Origin of the sequence: Amorphoplanes digitatis (assembly GCF_014205335.1) — a bacterium.
GTDB lineage: Bacteria > Actinomycetota > Actinomycetes > Mycobacteriales > Micromonosporaceae > Actinoplanes > Actinoplanes digitatus.
Genome location: NZ_JACHNH010000001.1, coordinates 8,080,977 through 8,096,464 on the forward strand (window position 1 = coordinate 8,080,977; position 15,488 = coordinate 8,096,464).

Here is a 15,488-nt window from a genome sequence, read left to right on the forward strand (position 1 = left end):
CACGACGCTAGTCCTGGTACCGGCGCAGGAGCGTGACCGCCGCTCCGACCAGCAGGGCGGGTACCAGGGTGAAGCCGATCAGAACGCCGAGCCGGGCCGCCGAGTCCTGTGCCGCCGCCTCGCCGGTCGACGACGAGACGTAGCCGAAGAGCTGGAGGATCAGCGCGTAGATGCCCGGGCCCAGCGCCAGGCCCAGCGTCTCCCCCGCCGTCCACAGGCCGGTGAAGACGCCCGCCTGGCGGCGCCCGGTCCGCACGGTGTCGCGCTCGATCAGGTCGGGCAGCATCGCCAGGGCGAAGACCTGCTGCCCGGCGTAGCCGCAGCCGATGAGGGCGGTGAGCCCGTACACCGCCAGGGCCGGCAGGGCCGGCGACAGCAGCAGGGATAGGGCGCCGCCGGCGAAGAGCAGGGAGGCGGCGATCAGCCCGCGCCGCTTGCCGTGCCGGGCGCCGACCCGGGTCCAGAGCGGCATGACCAGCAGCGCCGGGCCGACGAAGGCCGCGAACATGAAGGTCGCGCCGGAGTCCTGCCGGATGACGTGGTCGGAGAAGTACTGGACGCCCGCGAGCATCGTGGCGATGCCGGCCGCCTGGACGATGCAGCAGAGCAGCAGCGCCCGGAACGACGAGTTGCCCGCCGCTACCCGTAGCTGCGCCCGCAGGCTCGGCTCCGGCTCGGGGGCCGAGTGGGACTCCGCGGTGCGGGTACCGAAGAAGGCGCTAAGGGCGCCCACGACGATGAGGGTGCCGACGAACGCGCCGGCCAACCGGTGGCCGGCCAGGCCGCCGCCGCCCAGGTCGACGATCAGCGGGGCCAGCGCGCCGGAGACCAGGATCCCGCAGGCCAGGACCGCGACCCGCCAGGTCATCAGCCGGGTGCGCTCGGCGTAGCCGTCGGTGATCTCGGCCGGCATCGCGACATACGGCACCTGGAAGAAGGCGAACGCGGTGGCCGCGGCGAGGAACGCGGCCGCGACGTACGCACCGGCCAGGCCGCCGGCGCCGAACGGCCCGGCGAAGATCGCCGCGAAGAGCACGGCGAGCGCGAGGCCACCGCCCAGCAGGAACGCGCGCCGGTTGCCGGTGCGGTCGGAGATCCGGCCCGCGACCGGGTTGATCAGGACGTCCCAGGCCTTCGGCAGCAGCACGAGCAGTCCGGCGACGCCCGCGGCGACACCGAGCGTGTCGGTCAGATATGGCAGAAGGAGTAGGCCCGGCACCGTCCCGAACGGCCCGGTGACCAGCGAACCCAGCGAATATCCCGTGACAACGCGGCGGGGCAGCCGTACGCCGTGCGAGGGACCGGTGACCGTCATGGACGCGGATGGTAACCATCGTTGGGCCGCTGGGCATACGCTTCGGCGAATGGAGCTTTCCCCACGGCCTACCCGGGTCGCCGCCGGGGTCGCGGCGAACCATCCGGCGACGGCGGAGGCGGGGCTGCGGATCCTCCGGGCCGGGGGCACTGCGGCGGACGCAGCGGTCGCCGCCGTGCTCGCCACCTGCGTCGCCGAGACCATTTACACCGGCCTCGGCGGTGGCGGCTTCGCCACCTACTTCGACGCGGCCAGCGGCTCGGTGACCTGCCTGGACTTCTTCGTCTCGGTGCCCGGAACGGACGGGGACCGCCAAGCCGGGCCGATGATCGCCGTCGACGTGTTCTTCGGCGGCATGCCGCAGGTCTACTCGATCGGCGGCGCCAGCGTCGCCGTGCCGGGCGTGCCGGCCGGCTGCGGCGAGGTGCACCGCCGCTGGGGCCGGCTGCCCTGGGCCGACCTGGTCGAGCCGGCGCTCGGCCTGGCCCGGACCGGAGTCGCGCTGCCGCCCGCGCACGCCCGGACGCTCGGCTCGTGCGCCCCGGCGCTCGCGCACGGCGAGGGCGCCGCGTTCTACGCACCGCGCGGGAACCTTCTGCAGGGCGGCGACCTGCTCTTCCACCCGGGGCTCGCGTCCGCGCTGGAGGGGCTCGCCGCCGAGGGGCCCGCGCTCTTCTACACCGGTTCGATCGCGTCGCTGATCGTCGACACCGTGCGGGCCGGCGGCGGCGCGCTCGGGCCGATCGATCTCGCGGCCTACCGGGTGCTGGAGACGCCGGTCGACCACGCCACGCTGGGTTCGTACCGGGTGCGGGCCCGGCACGATCTCAATCGGACGGTCGACACGATCGCCGCGCTGCCGCGCGGCCTGCCGGACCAGTCGCGACCGGCCCGGGCGGTCGCCCTCGCGGCCGCGCTGCGGGACCGCGGCCGGCAGAAGATCGGCGACACCACGAACGTCTCGGTGGTCGACACCGAGGGCAACGCCTGCGTGATCACCACGACGATGGGGCTCGGCGCCGCGGTCTGGCTGCCCGGGCTCGGCATCAACATGAACTCCATGCTCGGCGAGGGCGAGCTGATCACCGACGACCTGTCGCCCGGCGTCCGGATGTCGTCGAACATGTGCCCGCTCGTGGTCATCGACGCCGCCGGGGAGCTGGCCGTCGCCGCCGGGTCCGCGGGCGCCTCGCGGATCCGCACGGCGCTGGTGCACACGCTGCTGGGGGTGCTTGTCGACGGGGTCGACACCCCGGACGCGATCGCCCGGCCCCGCTTCCACGTGGTCGACGACACGGTCCACGCCGAGCCGGGCTGTCCCGGCGACGAGCTGGCCGCCCTGTCCGAGGCGGGCTGGATCGTGAACCAGTGGCCGGACGTGGACCACTACTTCGGCGGCGTCACGGCGGTGGGTGCCGGCGGCGCGGCCGGCGACCCCCGCCGCGACGGCGTCGGGCTGCTGCTCACATAGTCCGTGCCGCGGTTTCCTCAGCGGCGTCGGCGACCTCCCGCAGTGCCACGTCCAGGTCGGTCGCGGCGAGGCCGAACGTCTGCTGCGTCTCGGTGCTGTCCATGAGGAACGGCGCGTAGAACTGGTAGTCCATCTCCGCCAGCTCCCGGGCCATCGGGACGACCGTGCCGGCGGCGCGCATCACGAAGCGCGGCAGCGACCGGACCGCGACCGGCTTGACGCCGGCCAGCGCGCAGTAGCGGTCGGCCAGGTCACGGACGCTGAGCGCGGCCGGCGACGGCACGTGCCACGCCCGGCCCAACGCCCGCTCGTCGCCGGCAAGGGTCACCAGCGCGCGGGCCATGTCCCCGGTGTAGGTGAACGTGTGCGGCGCGTCGACGTCGACCGGCGCCCAGGCCGTGCGGCCCTTGGCGATCGCCGGGAGCAGCACCGCCGAGAAGATCGACGCGGTGCCCGCACCGATGTAGTCCGAGCCGCGGACCTCGACCGTGCGCACCCCGCTGGCCAGCGCGTCCTGCCACATCGCGATCCGGACCCGGCCCTTGCGCCCGGTCGCGGCGAGCGGCGTGCGCTCGGTCATCCGGCCGCCGGGGACCGGGCCGTAGCCGTAGAGGTTGCCGGTGATGGCCAGGACGGCGCCGGCCGCGCCCGCGGCGGTGACCATCGCGGCGGCCAGCGGCGGCCAGAGCGTCTCCCACCGGGTGTATTTCGGGTTGGCGCAGTTGTAGAGCACGGTCGCGCCGCGGGTCAGGTCGGTGAGCCGGGCCGCGTCGGTCGCGTCGGCGGCCACCCGCTCGATCAGTGGATGCTCCGGCCCGCCGCCGCTTCTGGTCACGACGCGCACGGACTCGCCCTGCCCGGCGAGCAGGCGGGCCACCGCGGAACCGACGGGGCCGGCGCCGACGATCACGTGGTTCGACATCATGTTCTCCCTTGTAAGCACTGCTCTCTGTTGAGAACAACAATCTCACCTATGCCGAAACTTGGCAAGAGCAGTGCTCTCCTTTGTGGCACACTTGCCGCCATGACCGCTGCTTCGATCCGTGCCCGGGTGCGCGCCGAGATGACCGACGAGATCAAGACCGTGGCCCGGCGCCACCTCGCCACCGACGGCGCCAACCTGTCGCTGCGCGCGGTCGCCCGCGACCTCGGCATGGCCTCGTCCGCGGTCTACCGCTACTTCGCCAGCCGAGACGACCTGCTCACGGCGCTGATCATCGACGCGTACAACGCGCTCGGCGCCGCCGCCGAGGAGTCGGCCCGCACCGGCGGCCACGCGGAGCGCTTCCTGGCGCTCTGCCACACGGTCCGCGACTGGGCGCTGGCCAACCCGCACGAGTGGGCGCTGATCTACGGCAGCCCGGTGCCCGGCTACCAGGCGCCGCGGGACACCGTCGAGCCCGCCATCCGGGTCATCCTGCAGGTCGGGGCGATCGTGCACGACGCAACCCTGGCCGGCGACGTCGAGGCCGGTGAGCCGATCACCGGCCCGCTCCTCGCGGAGCTGGAGGTCGTCGCCGAGCACACCTCGCCGGGCGCGCCGCCGCAGCTTGTCGCGCGCAGCATGGGCGCCTGGATCCACCTGTGCGGCGCGATAAGCGCTGAGCTGTTCGGGCAGCTCAACAACACGATCGACCAGCGCCGGGAGTTCTTCGAGCTCCAGATGCGCGGCGAGGCCGCCGCGATCGGGTTCCGCTAGATGGGTGGCGCGTGGTGATGTTCGGGGTTCGGTTGCGGTGGACGGGTGGGGCCGGGGGTGACCACGCACGGCTGGTGGAGCGTTTTTACGCTCGTGCGTGGTCACCCCCGGCCCCACCCTTGCATGGGGGGTCCGTTGCGGTGGGGTGTTGGTTCCTCGCTGGTGGGTGCGTGGGTGGGCTTTTGCGTGCACCTTGCGGTGGGTGGTCTGGCTGCCGCGCGGTGGGCTCGGCAGGGGGTTTGGTCGGGCGGGCCGGGGTGGGTGGTGGGTCAAGCGGACGTACCTTGCCGGTCGCGGTCAGCGGATAGCTAGGGGCGTCTGGCGTGGACGACGTGGCCGCCCGGGGTGTCCCGGGGGACGTCGGGCCGGCCGAACCAGCGGGCCGCGAGCTCGGCGGGGCCGAGGTCCTCGATCTCGCCGAAGCCCCGGGCGCGCAGTTCGGCGGCGAGGTCGTCCGGCATGAAGTAGGTCTGCCACGGCTCCCCGATGCGCGCCACGCGCGCCGCGCGGGCCTCCAGGGCTGCCCTCCGCTCGGGCGACATCGACGACGGCGGCATCGCGTAGTCGAAGACGACCTCGGCCCGCTCGGTCGCCGCGATCACGTCGAGCGTCTCGTCGAAGCCCGCCCGGGTCAGGTATGGCACCACGCCGAGCCAGAGGAAGAACGCGCCCGGCTCGGCCGTGAGCCCCAGCTTCCCGGTCTCGAAGTCCACCGGCACGTACGTCACGGTCTCCGGCACCGCGATACCGGCCTCGGCCAGCCGCTGCCGCTTGTACGCCTGGGTGTCCGGGTGGTCGACCTCGAAGACGCGCAGCTCCGGCCACGGATTGCGGTACGCGAACGTGTCCAGCCCCGCGCCGAGGACGAAGAGCTGCCGGGTGCCGTTGCCGACCGCGACGGCCAGGGCGTCCTCGGCGAACCGGGTCCGCGCGGCGATGAACAGGCGCATGGCCCGCCGCCCCGGCGCCTCCTCGGCGTCCGGCGGCACGCCCAGGATGCGCACGGCCAGCGGATCCGAGAAGATCTCGCCGCCCTCGATGAGCTGATGGGCCGCCCGGTAACGGGCCGCGCTGAAGGCCGTCCGGCTCGGCTGTCCCGTCTCCATCAGGGCAGCCAGCTCGCGCGGGCCATGTCCACGTGTTCGCCCTTCATCGGCACGCCCTCGCTGAGCAACCGCTGCCGCGCCTCCTGCTCGTGACCCGGCGGCGTCCGCCCGGCGCTGTTGACCACCCGGTGCCACGGTACGCCGCCGCCGTGCCGCGCCATGATCGAGCCGATCTGCCGCGCCGAGTTGCGGCCCGACCGCTCGGCCAGCGCGTCGGCGACCGCCCCGTACGACATGACCTTGCCCTCGGGGATGCTCTCCACGAGCCGGAGGACCTCTTCCACGTACTCCTGCGGTGTCACCGGCGCCACGATATGGGATCTCACCCCGGCCGAACAGCGCCCGGCGAGCAGAATGGGCGGGTGCGTGAACAGGTGACCGGTGCCCGGCGGGTCGTGGTGAAGGTGGGTTCGTCCTCCCTGACCACCGCGGCCGGCGGAATCGACGAGCAGCGGATGGACGCCCTCGTCGACGTGCTCGGCGCGCTGGCCACGCAGGGCCGGGAGGTCGTGCTGGTCTCCAGCGGCGCCATCGCCGCCGGCCTAGCCCCGCTCAAGCTGCGCCGGCGCCCGCGCGACCTGGCCACCCAGCAGGCCGCGGCCTCGGTCGGCCAGGGCCTGCTGATGGGCCGTTACACGGCGGGCTTCGCCCGGCACGGGCTGACCGTCGGGCAGGTGCTGCTCACCGTCGACGACGTGACCCGGCGCGCGCACTACCGCAACGCCTACCGCACGCTGCGCAAGCTGCTGGACCTCGGCGCGCTGCCCATCGTCAACGAGAACGACACGGTCGCCACCGACGAGATCCGGTTCGGCGACAACGACCGGCTCGCGGCCCTGGTTGCCGCCCTGGTCCACGCCGACCTGCTGGTCCTGCTCTCCGACGTGGACGCGCTGTACACCGGCAGCCCGTCCTCCCCCGGCGCCCGCCGGGTGTCGGTGGTGCACAGCGACGCCGACCTGGCGGACATCTCCGTCGGCACGCCGGGCGCCTCCGGAGTCGGCACCGGCGGCATGGTGACCAAGGTGGAGGCGGCCCGGATCGCGACCGGATTCGGCATCCCGGTGGTGCTGACCGCGGCCGGCCTCGCGGGCCCCGCCCTGGACGGCGCCGAGATCGGCACGCTGTTCCACGCGGCCGAGCGCCGCCCGACGGCCCGGCTCTTCTGGCTCGCGCACGCGACCTCCCCGCGCGGGCGGCTGCACCTGGACCCGGGCGCGGTGGCGGCGGTCGTGGCGCGGCGCAAGTCGCTGCTGCCGGCCGGGATCACGGCGGTGGACGGCTCGTTCGCGGCCGGGGATCCGGTCGACCTGGTCGACGCCGGCTCGGGCGCGCCGGTGGCGCGCGGCCTGGTGAACTACGACGCGGTGGAGCTGCCGGCGCTGCTGGGGCGCTCGACGCCGGAGCTCGCGGCGGCGCTCGGCCCGGGCTACGAGCGCGAGGTGGTCCACCGCGACGACCTGGTCCTGCTGTGACCGTGCGTGATTTCGCCGGACTTCCGGTGCAGGATTGAGCCGTCGCCGTCAGCCCGGCGGGTACAACGAGGAGTCGAGATGACCGTGCTTGCGCAGGCCTCCGACGCGCGGGTCGCCGCCGTCGACCTGGCCGCCGCCACCCGCGCCGAGAAGGACGCCGCGCTGCTGCTGATGGCCGACCGGCTGGTCGAGCGCGCCGACGACATCGTCGCCGCGAACGCCGTCGACGTGGCGAACGCCCGTACCGGTGGATCGTCCGAGGCGATGATCGACCGGCTGACGCTGACCGGCGAGCGGGTCGCCGCGATGGCCGACGGCCTGCGGCAACTCGCCGCGCTGAACGACCCGGTCGGTGACGTGGTCCGGGGATCGAAGCTGGCCAACGGCCTCGAGCTGCGCCAGGTCCGTGTCCCGTTCGGGGTGGTGGGCATCATCTACGAGGGCCGGCCGAACGTGACAGCGGACGCCGCGGGCATCTGCCTCAAGTCCGGCAACTCGGTGCTGCTGCGCGGCTCGGGCTCGGCCATGAGCTCGAACGCGGCGATCGTGTCGGTGCTGCGCAAGGCGGTCGCGGACGCCAACCTGCCGGCGAACGCGATCCAGCTGCTTGACGCGTCGACCCGCGACTCGGTGAAGGAGCTGATGCGGGCCCGCGGCCTGGTCGACGTCCTGATCCCCCGCGGCGGCGCCTCGCTGATCAAGACCGTGGTCGAGGAGTCGACGGTTCCGGTGATCGAGACGGGCGTCGGCAACTGCCACGTGTACGTGGACGAGGGCGCGGACCTGGAGAAGGCGCTCGGGGTGGTGCTGAACTCGAAGACCCAGCGGCTGTCCACCTGCAACACGGCGGAGTCGCTGCTGGTGCACGCGTCGATGGTCGAGTCGTTCCTGCCGATGGTGATCGAGGAGCTGGTGGCGGCCGGCGTTACCGTGCACGGCGACCCGCGGGTGGCCGGCTTCGACGGCGTCGTACCGGCGACCGAGGAGGACTGGGGCACGGAGTACCTGTCGGCGGACATCGCGGTCGCGGTGGTGGACTCGCTGGACGACGCGCTGGACCACATCCGCCGCTACGGCACGGGCCACACCGAGGCGATCGTGACCGAGAGCGTCGTGTCGGCCCGCCACTTCGCGGCCCGGGTCGACGCGGCGGCCGTCATGATCAACGCGTCGACGCGCTTCACCGACGGCGGCGAGTTCGGCTTCGGCGCGGAGATCGGCATCAGCACCCAGAAGCTGCACGCGCGCGGCCCGATGGGCCTGCCCGAGCTGACCTCGACGAAGTACATCGTCACCGGCAACGGCCACACCCGCTGAACCACGACGGCCGCCGTCCCGCAGCTGCGGGACGGGCCGTTCGGCTCTAGTACGACGGCAGCGACGGGTCCACGGTGTTGACCCACGACACGATGCCGCCCTGCACGTGCACGGCGTCCTTGAAGCCCGCCGCCTTCAGCGCCGCGAGGGCCTCCGCCGAGCGCACGCCGGACTTGCAGTGCAGCACGATCTGCCGGTCCTGCGGGAAGCGGGACAGCGCACCGCCGGACAGGATGTCGCCCTTGGGGATCAGCGTCGCGCCCGGGATGCTGACGATCTCGTACTCGGCGGGCTCGCGGACGTCGACAAGGAACACGTCCTTGCCCGTGTCCATCCAGTCCTTGAGCTCGCGCGCGGTGATCGTCGCGTTCAGGGTGGCCTCCTGCGCCTCCTCGGAGACCGCGCCGCAGAAGTCCTCGTAGTCCTCGAGCAGGTCGGTGACCGTCGGGTTCTCGCCGCAGAGCGCGCACGCCGGGTCCTTGCGGACCCTGACCTTGCGGTACTCCATCTCCAGGGCGTCGTAGACCATCAGCTTGCCGACCAGCGGCTCGCCGATGCCCGTGATCAGCTTGATCGCCTCGTTGACCTGGATCGAGCCGATCGACGCGCAGAGCACGCCGAGAACGCCGCCCTCGGCGCAGGACGGGACCATGCCGGGCGGCGGCGGCTCCGGGTAGAGGCAGCGGTAGCAGGGGCCGTGCTCCTCCCAGAACACGGACGCCTGGCCGTCGAAGCGGTAGATCGAACCCCAGACGTACGGCTTGCCGAGCAGCACCGCGGCGTCGTTGACCATGTAGCGGGTCGCGAAGTTGTCGGTGCCGTCGACGATCAGGTCGTAGCCGCCGAAGATCTCCTTGACGTTGTCGCGGTCCAGCGCGGTGTTGTGGACGACCACGTTCACCAGCGGGTTGATCTCCCGGATGCTGTCCGCGGCGGACTCGGCCTTGGGCCGGCCGACGTCGGAGACGCCGTGGATGACCTGGCGCTGGAGATTGGACTCGTCGACGGTGTCGAAGTCGATGATGCCGAGCGTTCCGACGCCGGCCGCGGCCAGGTAGAGCAGGGCGGGAGAGCCGAGACCACCCGCGCCGACGGCCAGGACCTTGGCGTTCTTCAGCCGCTTCTGCCCGTCCATCCCGACGTCGGGGATGATCAGGTGACGCGAGTAGCGGCGGATCTCGTCGATGCTCAGCTCGGCGGCCGGCTCGACGAGCGGGGGCAGTGACACGGTGAACTCCCCGGGATCGACGGTAGGTGCCACCCATTCTTGCTCGTCCGGGGCCGTGGAAGGACATGACGTGTAACACCGGCCCGGTATGCGGGACAGGGAATCAAACGTCAGTCAACGGGGTTGCCGGCGTACCGCCTGCCGTGCAGGTACGGCCAGGAGTTCGCGACGCAGCCCTTGAGGCCGTAGGTCTGCTGCATCATCACCGGCGCGGGCTCGCCCCGGCCGGCGCAGGCCTCGTGGCCGTGGCCGAGCTGGTGCCCGACCTCATGGTTGATCGCGTACGCCCGGTAGGTGCGCAGCGGGGCGCCGTAGTCCGGCACCGCGTACCGCCAGCGATCATGATTGATGATCACCTGGCCCGGCAGCCGGCACGAGGTGAAGCCCTCGGTCCGCAGGCCGCCGCGGGCGCACATCCGCTCCGAGGTGCCGGCGGAGGCCAGAAAGATCGTGAACTCGGCGTCGGCCGGGTGCGGCACCCGCTGGAACCGGAACCGCCGGCCGGCGATCCAGCTGCGCGGATCGCCGAGGATCCGGTCGACCTCGCCGGCGAAGTCCCCGCCGTCGCCCTCGCCGAGGTTCTCCTCGACGGCGACCCGGAAGCGCCGCACCGGGCCGGCGGTGCCGAGCACCGGGCCGTATCCGCCGGCGTAGGCGAACCGGCCGGCCTTCGGCGCCGATCCGGCCGGCACCGCGTCGGCGGCGTCGGGCGGCGGCACGGCACGGACGGAGGGCGGGGGCGGGGCCGGGGCCGGGGCCGGTTCGGCCGGGCCGTCGGCGACCCGGTCGCCGCCGCGTTCGTTCCCCATGATCCCGCCTACCGCGAGGCCGACGACCGCGATGATCAACAGGTAGAGCACGGCCCTGAGGCGCCGCTCGCGGCGGCGCCGGTGCCAGTGCCGGGACGTGGCCCGCACCGCCCTGGCGGGCGCTCCCGGTGGCGCGGCCCGATCGACCGCCGAACCCCTTGCCACGTGTGCCATCGCCACCGCCAGCCTGCCAGAGGCGGGCGGGCGTCACCGGGGTTTCGGGAGACCCGCCGCGCTCAGAGCCCCGGCCCGGTGAACCGGCGATCGCCCCGGCGCGGCCACGCGTACGGCACGCAGCCGCGCAGCGTCAGCGTCTGCTGCACCATCACCGGCGCCGGCCCGCCGCGCCTCGGGCAGCCCTGATGGCCCTGGCCCAGCTCGTGACCGACCTCGTGGTTCACCACGTAGTGCCGGTACGTGGAGAGCGGCACCTTCGCGTCGAGGTAGGGCCGCGCCGACAGCCGCCAGCGGTCCAGGTTGATGATCACCTTGCCGGTGACCCGGCACGACGTGTGCGGGCGCCCGCCGATCGTGATGTTCGTGCCTCCCCGGCGGCACATCTTCCCGGCGGTGTCCCGGGTGGCGAGGTAGACCGTGAAGCTCGCCGGCTCGCCGCCGGAGACCCGCTGCAACCGCAGCCGCCCGTCGCCGGTCCAGCTCCGCCGGTCACCCAGCGTCGCCTCCACCTGCGCCGCGAAGGCGGCCACGTCCTCGTTGCCGCCCCGCTCCACCGCGACCCGGAAGCGCCGCAGCTCCCCCTTGGTGCCCAGCACCCGGCCGCGACCCGGCGCGTACGCGAACTTGCCCGAGCCGCGCGTGGGCACCGGGCCCGGCAGCGCCAGCAGGTCGGGTCGCAAGGCCGCGGCGGTGGCCGGCGAGGGCGACGGCGACGGGGGTGGCGGCGAGACCGACGGCGACGCGGACGGGGTCGATGGTGTCGGCGCCGCGGCCGGCACGGTCAGGGGCGCCACCGGCAGGAAGGCCGGGATGAGCATCCCGCCGGCCAGCAGCAGGGCCGCGATGACCAGACCCGCGATCCACCAGCGGCGCCGTCGATCGCTGTCAACTCCGGGTGCGACGGCGGCCGCGTCGGGGGCACGGGAATCGATCATTTGGGAACAAGCCTGCCACAGCGGCACGGACACGGCCGCCCGGACGACCGCACGGGCGATTTAGGTCACGCGCCGCGGCCGACCGCGGAATCGACGTCGTCCAGCAGCCCGACGACGGCCCGCGCGACCAGACGCGGAACCTCCATCTGGGCGACGTGGCCGACGCCCGGCAGGATCAGCAGCCGGCCGTCCGGTATCGCCTTGGCGACCTGCGCCGGCACCCGCGGATCGACAAGCTCGTCCCGGAGGCCGCCGATCACCAGGGTGGGCGCGGTGATCCGCGCGGCCAGCCGCCACTGCGAGTCGGCACCCGGCAGGTACGCCCGCAGGAAGCTGGACACCAGCCCGCGCAGCGTCCCGAGGTAGGCCCGCGGGTAGTGCTCGACGGTGTGCCGGAGTTTGATCTCCTCGATCGCCTCCACGCGGCGCTGCGGGTTCACCTTGGCGGTGTCGCCGAAGCAGGCCAGCAGCACCTGCTCGGCGAGCTGCTCCGGGGTCAGCCGGGCCAGGCCCCAGGCGAAGAGCCGCTCCGCGCGCGGCAGGGCGAGCAGCGGCAGCATCGGGCCCTGCGCCGTGCGCCGGGGGTCGAGGAACGGCATGGCCGGCGAGACCAGCGTCAGGGTCCTGACCAGGTCGGGGCGCAGGGCGGCCACGCGTACGGAGATGGAGCCGCCGAGCGAGTTGCCGACCAGGTGGACCGGGCCGCGGCCGGCGTACTCGAGGTAGCCGATGAGCCGGTCGGCGAAGGCCGGGATGGAGTAGCGCGGGCTCGGGTCGCTGTAGCCGAAGCCGGGCAGGTCGACGGCCTGCGCGTCGAAGCGGTCGGTGAGCAGCCCGGCGAAGTCCGTCCAGTTCTGCGAGGAGCCGCCCAGCCCGTGCACGTACACCGCGGGCTCGGCGCCCGGCGCGGTGGCCGGGGTGTCGCGGACGTGCAGCATGGCGCCGTCGATGACGACCCGGCGTGCCGGCCACGGCATCGGTACGGCGCCGTCGGGCGGCAGTACCTTGTCCGCCGCGAGGATCGCACCCTTCATCAGGACAACAGTGCCTCAAGCCGGCGGTTGATCGCGGCGAGAGTGGCGCGAACCATGGCATGCCGGTCGTCGCCGGTGATCACCGCAGACCCGGAGAGCTGCTCGACCCAGCCGCCGACCGAGAGCAGCAGCACGACGACGGCGACCTGCGTCGACCCGAACGGCACGGACGCGGCGTGCTCGACGAAGCACTTCGCCGGGCCGTCGGCGTGGTCCGAATGGGTGAGCAACTCGTCGACCGCGCTGGCGGTGGCCATCGCGCAGAGCCGCAGCAGGTAGCCGTCGACCGCGGGGCCGGTGGCCTCCCCGGAGGTGACCAGGCCGTTGACGATCAGCCGCACCTCGACGGTCGCCTCGGTGCCGAACGTGTTGACCCGCACGTTCTCGATCATCACGCGGGGGCCGGGCTGCTCGCCGGGGTCGAGCGGGCGCGGCGGCGCCGGCTCGATGCCGGACGGCAGCGGCGCCATGTATCCGGCGGTCGGCGCGGAGGGCAGGCCCTGGCCAGGCTGCATCGACCGGCCGGCCGGGTTGGGCTGGGTTGGCACGAACGGCGTGACCGGCGCGTTCGGCGCGACGACCCGGGCCGGCGGCGCCGAGGACGGCGCGGCCGAGGTCCGGGCGGCCGGCGGCGGCGCGGTCCGGACGGCCGGCGGGGCGGACCGCTGGGCGGCCGGCGGCGCCGAGGCCGGAGCGGCCGGTGAGTAGGACGGCGGCGCCGAGCGCGGGGCGGGCGAGAGCGCCGGCGGCGCCGACCGCGGCGCGGGCACCGGCGCGCCGGCGAGCGGGGTGGCGCCCTGCATGGCGGCGTCCAGGCCCATCCGGTCCTGGAGCAGCCGGGCGACCTGGCGGCTCACCTCGGCGGGGTCGGCGCCCTCGGACAGGTCCAGCCGCAGGCTGTGCGCCCCGGCCGGCGTCGTACGCAGCGACGCGTCCCGGACACCGTCGACCTCGCGGACGGCCTCCAGGATCGCGTTCACGTCGAAGCCCTCCTGCCGCTCCTGCGCAGACAGCACGTCACCGCGGCGCAGATGCGTCGCGATGCGGGCCAGTGCGGGTGTCTCGGCGGTCGGCTCCACCGACGGCGGCTCCGGGACGGTGGGCACGTCCGGCTGGGCCGGAACGCGCTGCGGCAGGGCCGCCGAGGACCGGTCCGGCGTGTCGCCGGTGCCGGCCTCGTCCGCGGCGCGGCCGGGGAACGACCCCGCCGCTCCGTAGCGGGCCGGGGCGTCGGACGGCTCGGACCGCAGTCGGCGGGGGAAGCTGGACGGGTCGTAGGACGGCCGGACCGATCCCTGATCGCCGGAGCGCGACTCGTCGGCCGCCGGGGACAGGCCGTCCAGCGGCGGGTCGAGGGCGTGCCGGGCGGAGTCGATCGCCGACCAGTCCGGGCGGCGTCCGCCGGGCGTCGCCGGGCGTACCGCTGGGAAGGGCCGCTCGGCGGGCACCACGGTGCGCTGCTGCCCCACCGGCGGGCGCGACACGTCGCGCCGGGCGTCGTCAAGATCACCTTCGTAGGGGAACGGCGGGGCGCTGGCCGGCAGGATTCCGCCGACCGCGCGCAGCTCGGTGGTGTCCTGCGCGTCCGGCCGCAGCAGCTCCGGCGAGAGCGGGTCCGGCCGCACCAGGGCGGCGCGGGGCGGCTCGGCCGCGCGGGGCGGCTCGTTCTGCCGTGGCTCGCTGCCGTTGGGCGACAGGTGCGCCATCAGGTCCTGGTAGCGCGTCCGGCTGTCGGACCAGCGCGGCGCCGCGGCGTTGTCGGGCCGGGAACCCTCGATGGCCGAGGGCGGCGCCGAGGCCGGGCTCGCGGGCGTGAAGGACGGCGGCGCGAAGGGATGAATCTCCCCCGAAGGGGTGTCCGCCGGAAGGGGCCGCTCCTGGGTGAAGGACCGGAGTTCGGCCGGTGGCCGGCGCCAGGCCGGCACGTCGGACTCCGCGTCCAGCGCCGAGCCGGCGTTGGACCACGGGCTCTCCCGTGTCGCCCAGCCGTTCAACAGGGTACGGTCACGCGACTCAGCACCAGCGCCACCTTCCCCTGCCCCGGCGTCCCCGGAATGCCCTGTTTCGTCCACCGCGCGCTCCTCGCTTGCCCCCGCTGAGGCTACCGTGTGGTTGCAGTGGCGATAAGTTGCAGCGTCGCGACAATTGCCCGCCCGGAAACCGGTAGGCGGCTAACCGGGCAATCTTCGCCATGGCGCGGGGGACCAAGTCTCGGAGGTACACATGACCGCTGCGTCCGGCGGGGCACAGACGGCAGGACGCCCCACGCGCCTGCCGCGCTCGGCACGCCGTAAGCAACTGCTTGCCGCCGCGCAGCAGATCTTCGTGGCACAGGGCTACCATGCCGCCGCGATGGACGAGATCGCGGAACGGGCCGGCGTCTCCAAGCCCGTGCTCTACCAGCACTTCCCCGGGAAGCTCGACCTCTACCTTGCCCTACTGGACACCCACTGCGACGCGATAATCGCCAAGGTGCGCGGCGCGATGCAGGCGACTCCGGACAACAAGGAACGGGTCAAGGGCGCGGTCCGGGCCTACTTCGACTTCATGGACCACGAGAGCGAGGCGTTCCGGCTCGTCTTCGAGTCCGACCTGCGCAACGACCCGCAGGTCCGCGAGCGGGTCGAACGGGTCGAACAGGGCTCCATCGCCGCGATCACCGACACGGTGGTCTCCGACACCGGCCTCGGCCGGGCGGAGGCGGAACTGCTCGCGTCCGGACTTGTCGGCGCGGCCGGCCAGGCGGCGCAGTTCTGGCTCGCCAACGGCCGGCAGACGCCGAAGCCTGAGGCGGAGGCGCTGGTCGCGGCCCTCATCTGGCGGGGCATCGCCAGCTTCCCGTTGCAGGGTGAGTCAACGCCCGGCACGCCCGGCGAAATCGGCTAGCCTTCAGGACGGACGACATCTGAGAGGGAGGACCCC

The 15,488-nt window shown here is 73.7% G+C and carries 14 protein-coding genes; 5 read left to right on the forward strand and 9 right to left on the reverse strand.

Annotated features, from left to right (window positions below; all coding sequences use genetic code 11):
- Positions 1–7: 7 nt before the first annotated feature.
- A complete protein-coding gene (locus BJ971_RS35770) occupies positions 8–1,315 on the reverse strand; it encodes an MFS transporter (protein WP_184997724.1) in 1,308 nt (435 codons plus the stop codon).
- A gap of 49 nt (positions 1,316–1,364) precedes the next feature.
- On the opposite strand from BJ971_RS35770, the gene BJ971_RS35775 reads away from it, so the two are divergent.
- Positions 1,365–2,786 (forward strand): gamma-glutamyltransferase, encoded by a 1,422-nt coding sequence (locus tag BJ971_RS35775; RefSeq protein WP_184997725.1) that lies wholly within the window; start codon positions 1,365–1,367, stop codon positions 2,784–2,786.
- Here the strand turns inward: BJ971_RS35775 and BJ971_RS35780 are convergent.
- Complete coding sequence (locus BJ971_RS35780; protein ID WP_184997726.1) at positions 2,779–3,708, reverse strand: NAD-dependent epimerase/dehydratase family protein; 930 nt, start codon at positions 3,706–3,708, stop codon at positions 2,779–2,781. The genes BJ971_RS35775 and BJ971_RS35780 overlap by 8 nt on opposite strands.
- Before the next feature lie 102 nt (positions 3,709–3,810).
- Between BJ971_RS35780 and BJ971_RS35785 the strand changes: the two genes are divergently transcribed.
- Complete coding sequence (locus BJ971_RS35785; protein WP_184997727.1) at positions 3,811–4,485, forward strand: TetR/AcrR family transcriptional regulator; 675 nt, start codon at positions 3,811–3,813, stop codon at positions 4,483–4,485.
- 308 nt (positions 4,486–4,793) lie between these two features.
- Here BJ971_RS35785 and BJ971_RS35790 read toward each other — a convergent pair whose 3' ends face one another.
- Together BJ971_RS35790 and BJ971_RS35795 are read right to left on the reverse strand one after the other, a co-directional pair.
- On the reverse strand, positions 4,794–5,591 hold the full coding sequence (locus tag BJ971_RS35790) for a class I SAM-dependent methyltransferase (protein WP_184997728.1): 798 nt from the start codon (positions 5,589–5,591) through the stop codon (positions 4,794–4,796).
- Positions 5,591–5,893 (reverse strand): MGMT family protein, encoded by a 303-nt coding sequence (locus BJ971_RS35795; RefSeq protein ID WP_184997729.1) that lies wholly within the window; start codon positions 5,891–5,893, stop codon positions 5,591–5,593. Before BJ971_RS35795 ends, BJ971_RS35790 begins: the two co-directional genes overlap by 1 nt.
- A gap of 12 nt (positions 5,894–5,905) precedes the next feature.
- On the opposite strand from BJ971_RS35795, the gene proB reads away from it, so the two are divergent.
- On the forward strand, positions 5,906–7,066 hold the full coding sequence (proB, locus tag BJ971_RS35800; RefSeq protein ID WP_184997730.1) for a glutamate 5-kinase: 1,161 nt from the start codon (positions 5,906–5,908) through the stop codon (positions 7,064–7,066).
- A 33-nt stretch (positions 7,067–7,099) separates the two neighbouring features.
- Positions 7,100–8,383 (forward strand): glutamate-5-semialdehyde dehydrogenase, encoded by a 1,284-nt coding sequence (locus tag BJ971_RS35805; protein WP_275411387.1) that lies wholly within the window; start codon positions 7,100–7,102, stop codon positions 8,381–8,383.
- 46 nt (positions 8,384–8,429) lie between these two features.
- Here BJ971_RS35805 and moeZ read toward each other — a convergent pair whose 3' ends face one another.
- From moeZ to BJ971_RS35830, 5 genes are all read right to left on the reverse strand, one after another.
- Positions 8,430–9,611, reverse strand: coding sequence for an adenylyltransferase/sulfurtransferase MoeZ (gene moeZ / locus BJ971_RS35810; RefSeq protein WP_184997732.1), 1,182 nt, complete (start codon positions 9,609–9,611; stop codon positions 8,430–8,432).
- Positions 9,612–9,721: 110 nt separating this feature from the next.
- The gene (locus BJ971_RS35815) at positions 9,722–10,585 is read right to left on the reverse strand and encodes a DUF3152 domain-containing protein (RefSeq protein ID WP_239087629.1); all 864 of its coding nucleotides are present in this window, start codon (positions 10,583–10,585) and stop codon (positions 9,722–9,724) included.
- 71 nt (positions 10,586–10,656) lie between these two features.
- A complete protein-coding gene (locus tag BJ971_RS35820; protein WP_184997734.1) occupies positions 10,657–11,532 on the reverse strand; it encodes a DUF3152 domain-containing protein in 876 nt (291 codons plus the stop codon).
- Positions 11,533–11,597: 65 nt separating this feature from the next.
- Positions 11,598–12,566: an alpha/beta fold hydrolase gene (locus BJ971_RS35825; RefSeq protein ID WP_184997735.1), complete on the reverse strand. Its 969-nt coding sequence runs from the start codon at positions 12,564–12,566 to the stop codon at positions 11,598–11,600.
- Positions 12,566–14,560 (reverse strand): Daple, encoded by a 1,995-nt coding sequence (locus tag BJ971_RS35830; RefSeq protein ID WP_221478914.1) that lies wholly within the window; start codon positions 14,558–14,560, stop codon positions 12,566–12,568. The genes BJ971_RS35825 and BJ971_RS35830 overlap by 1 nt, the downstream gene beginning before the upstream one ends.
- A 229-nt stretch (positions 14,561–14,789) precedes the next feature.
- Here BJ971_RS35830 and BJ971_RS35835 point away from each other — a divergent pair, with 229 nt between their 5' ends.
- Positions 14,790–15,452, forward strand: coding sequence for a TetR/AcrR family transcriptional regulator (locus BJ971_RS35835; RefSeq protein ID WP_184997737.1), 663 nt, complete (start codon positions 14,790–14,792; stop codon positions 15,450–15,452).
- The last annotated feature ends 36 nt before the right edge of the window (positions 15,453–15,488 follow it).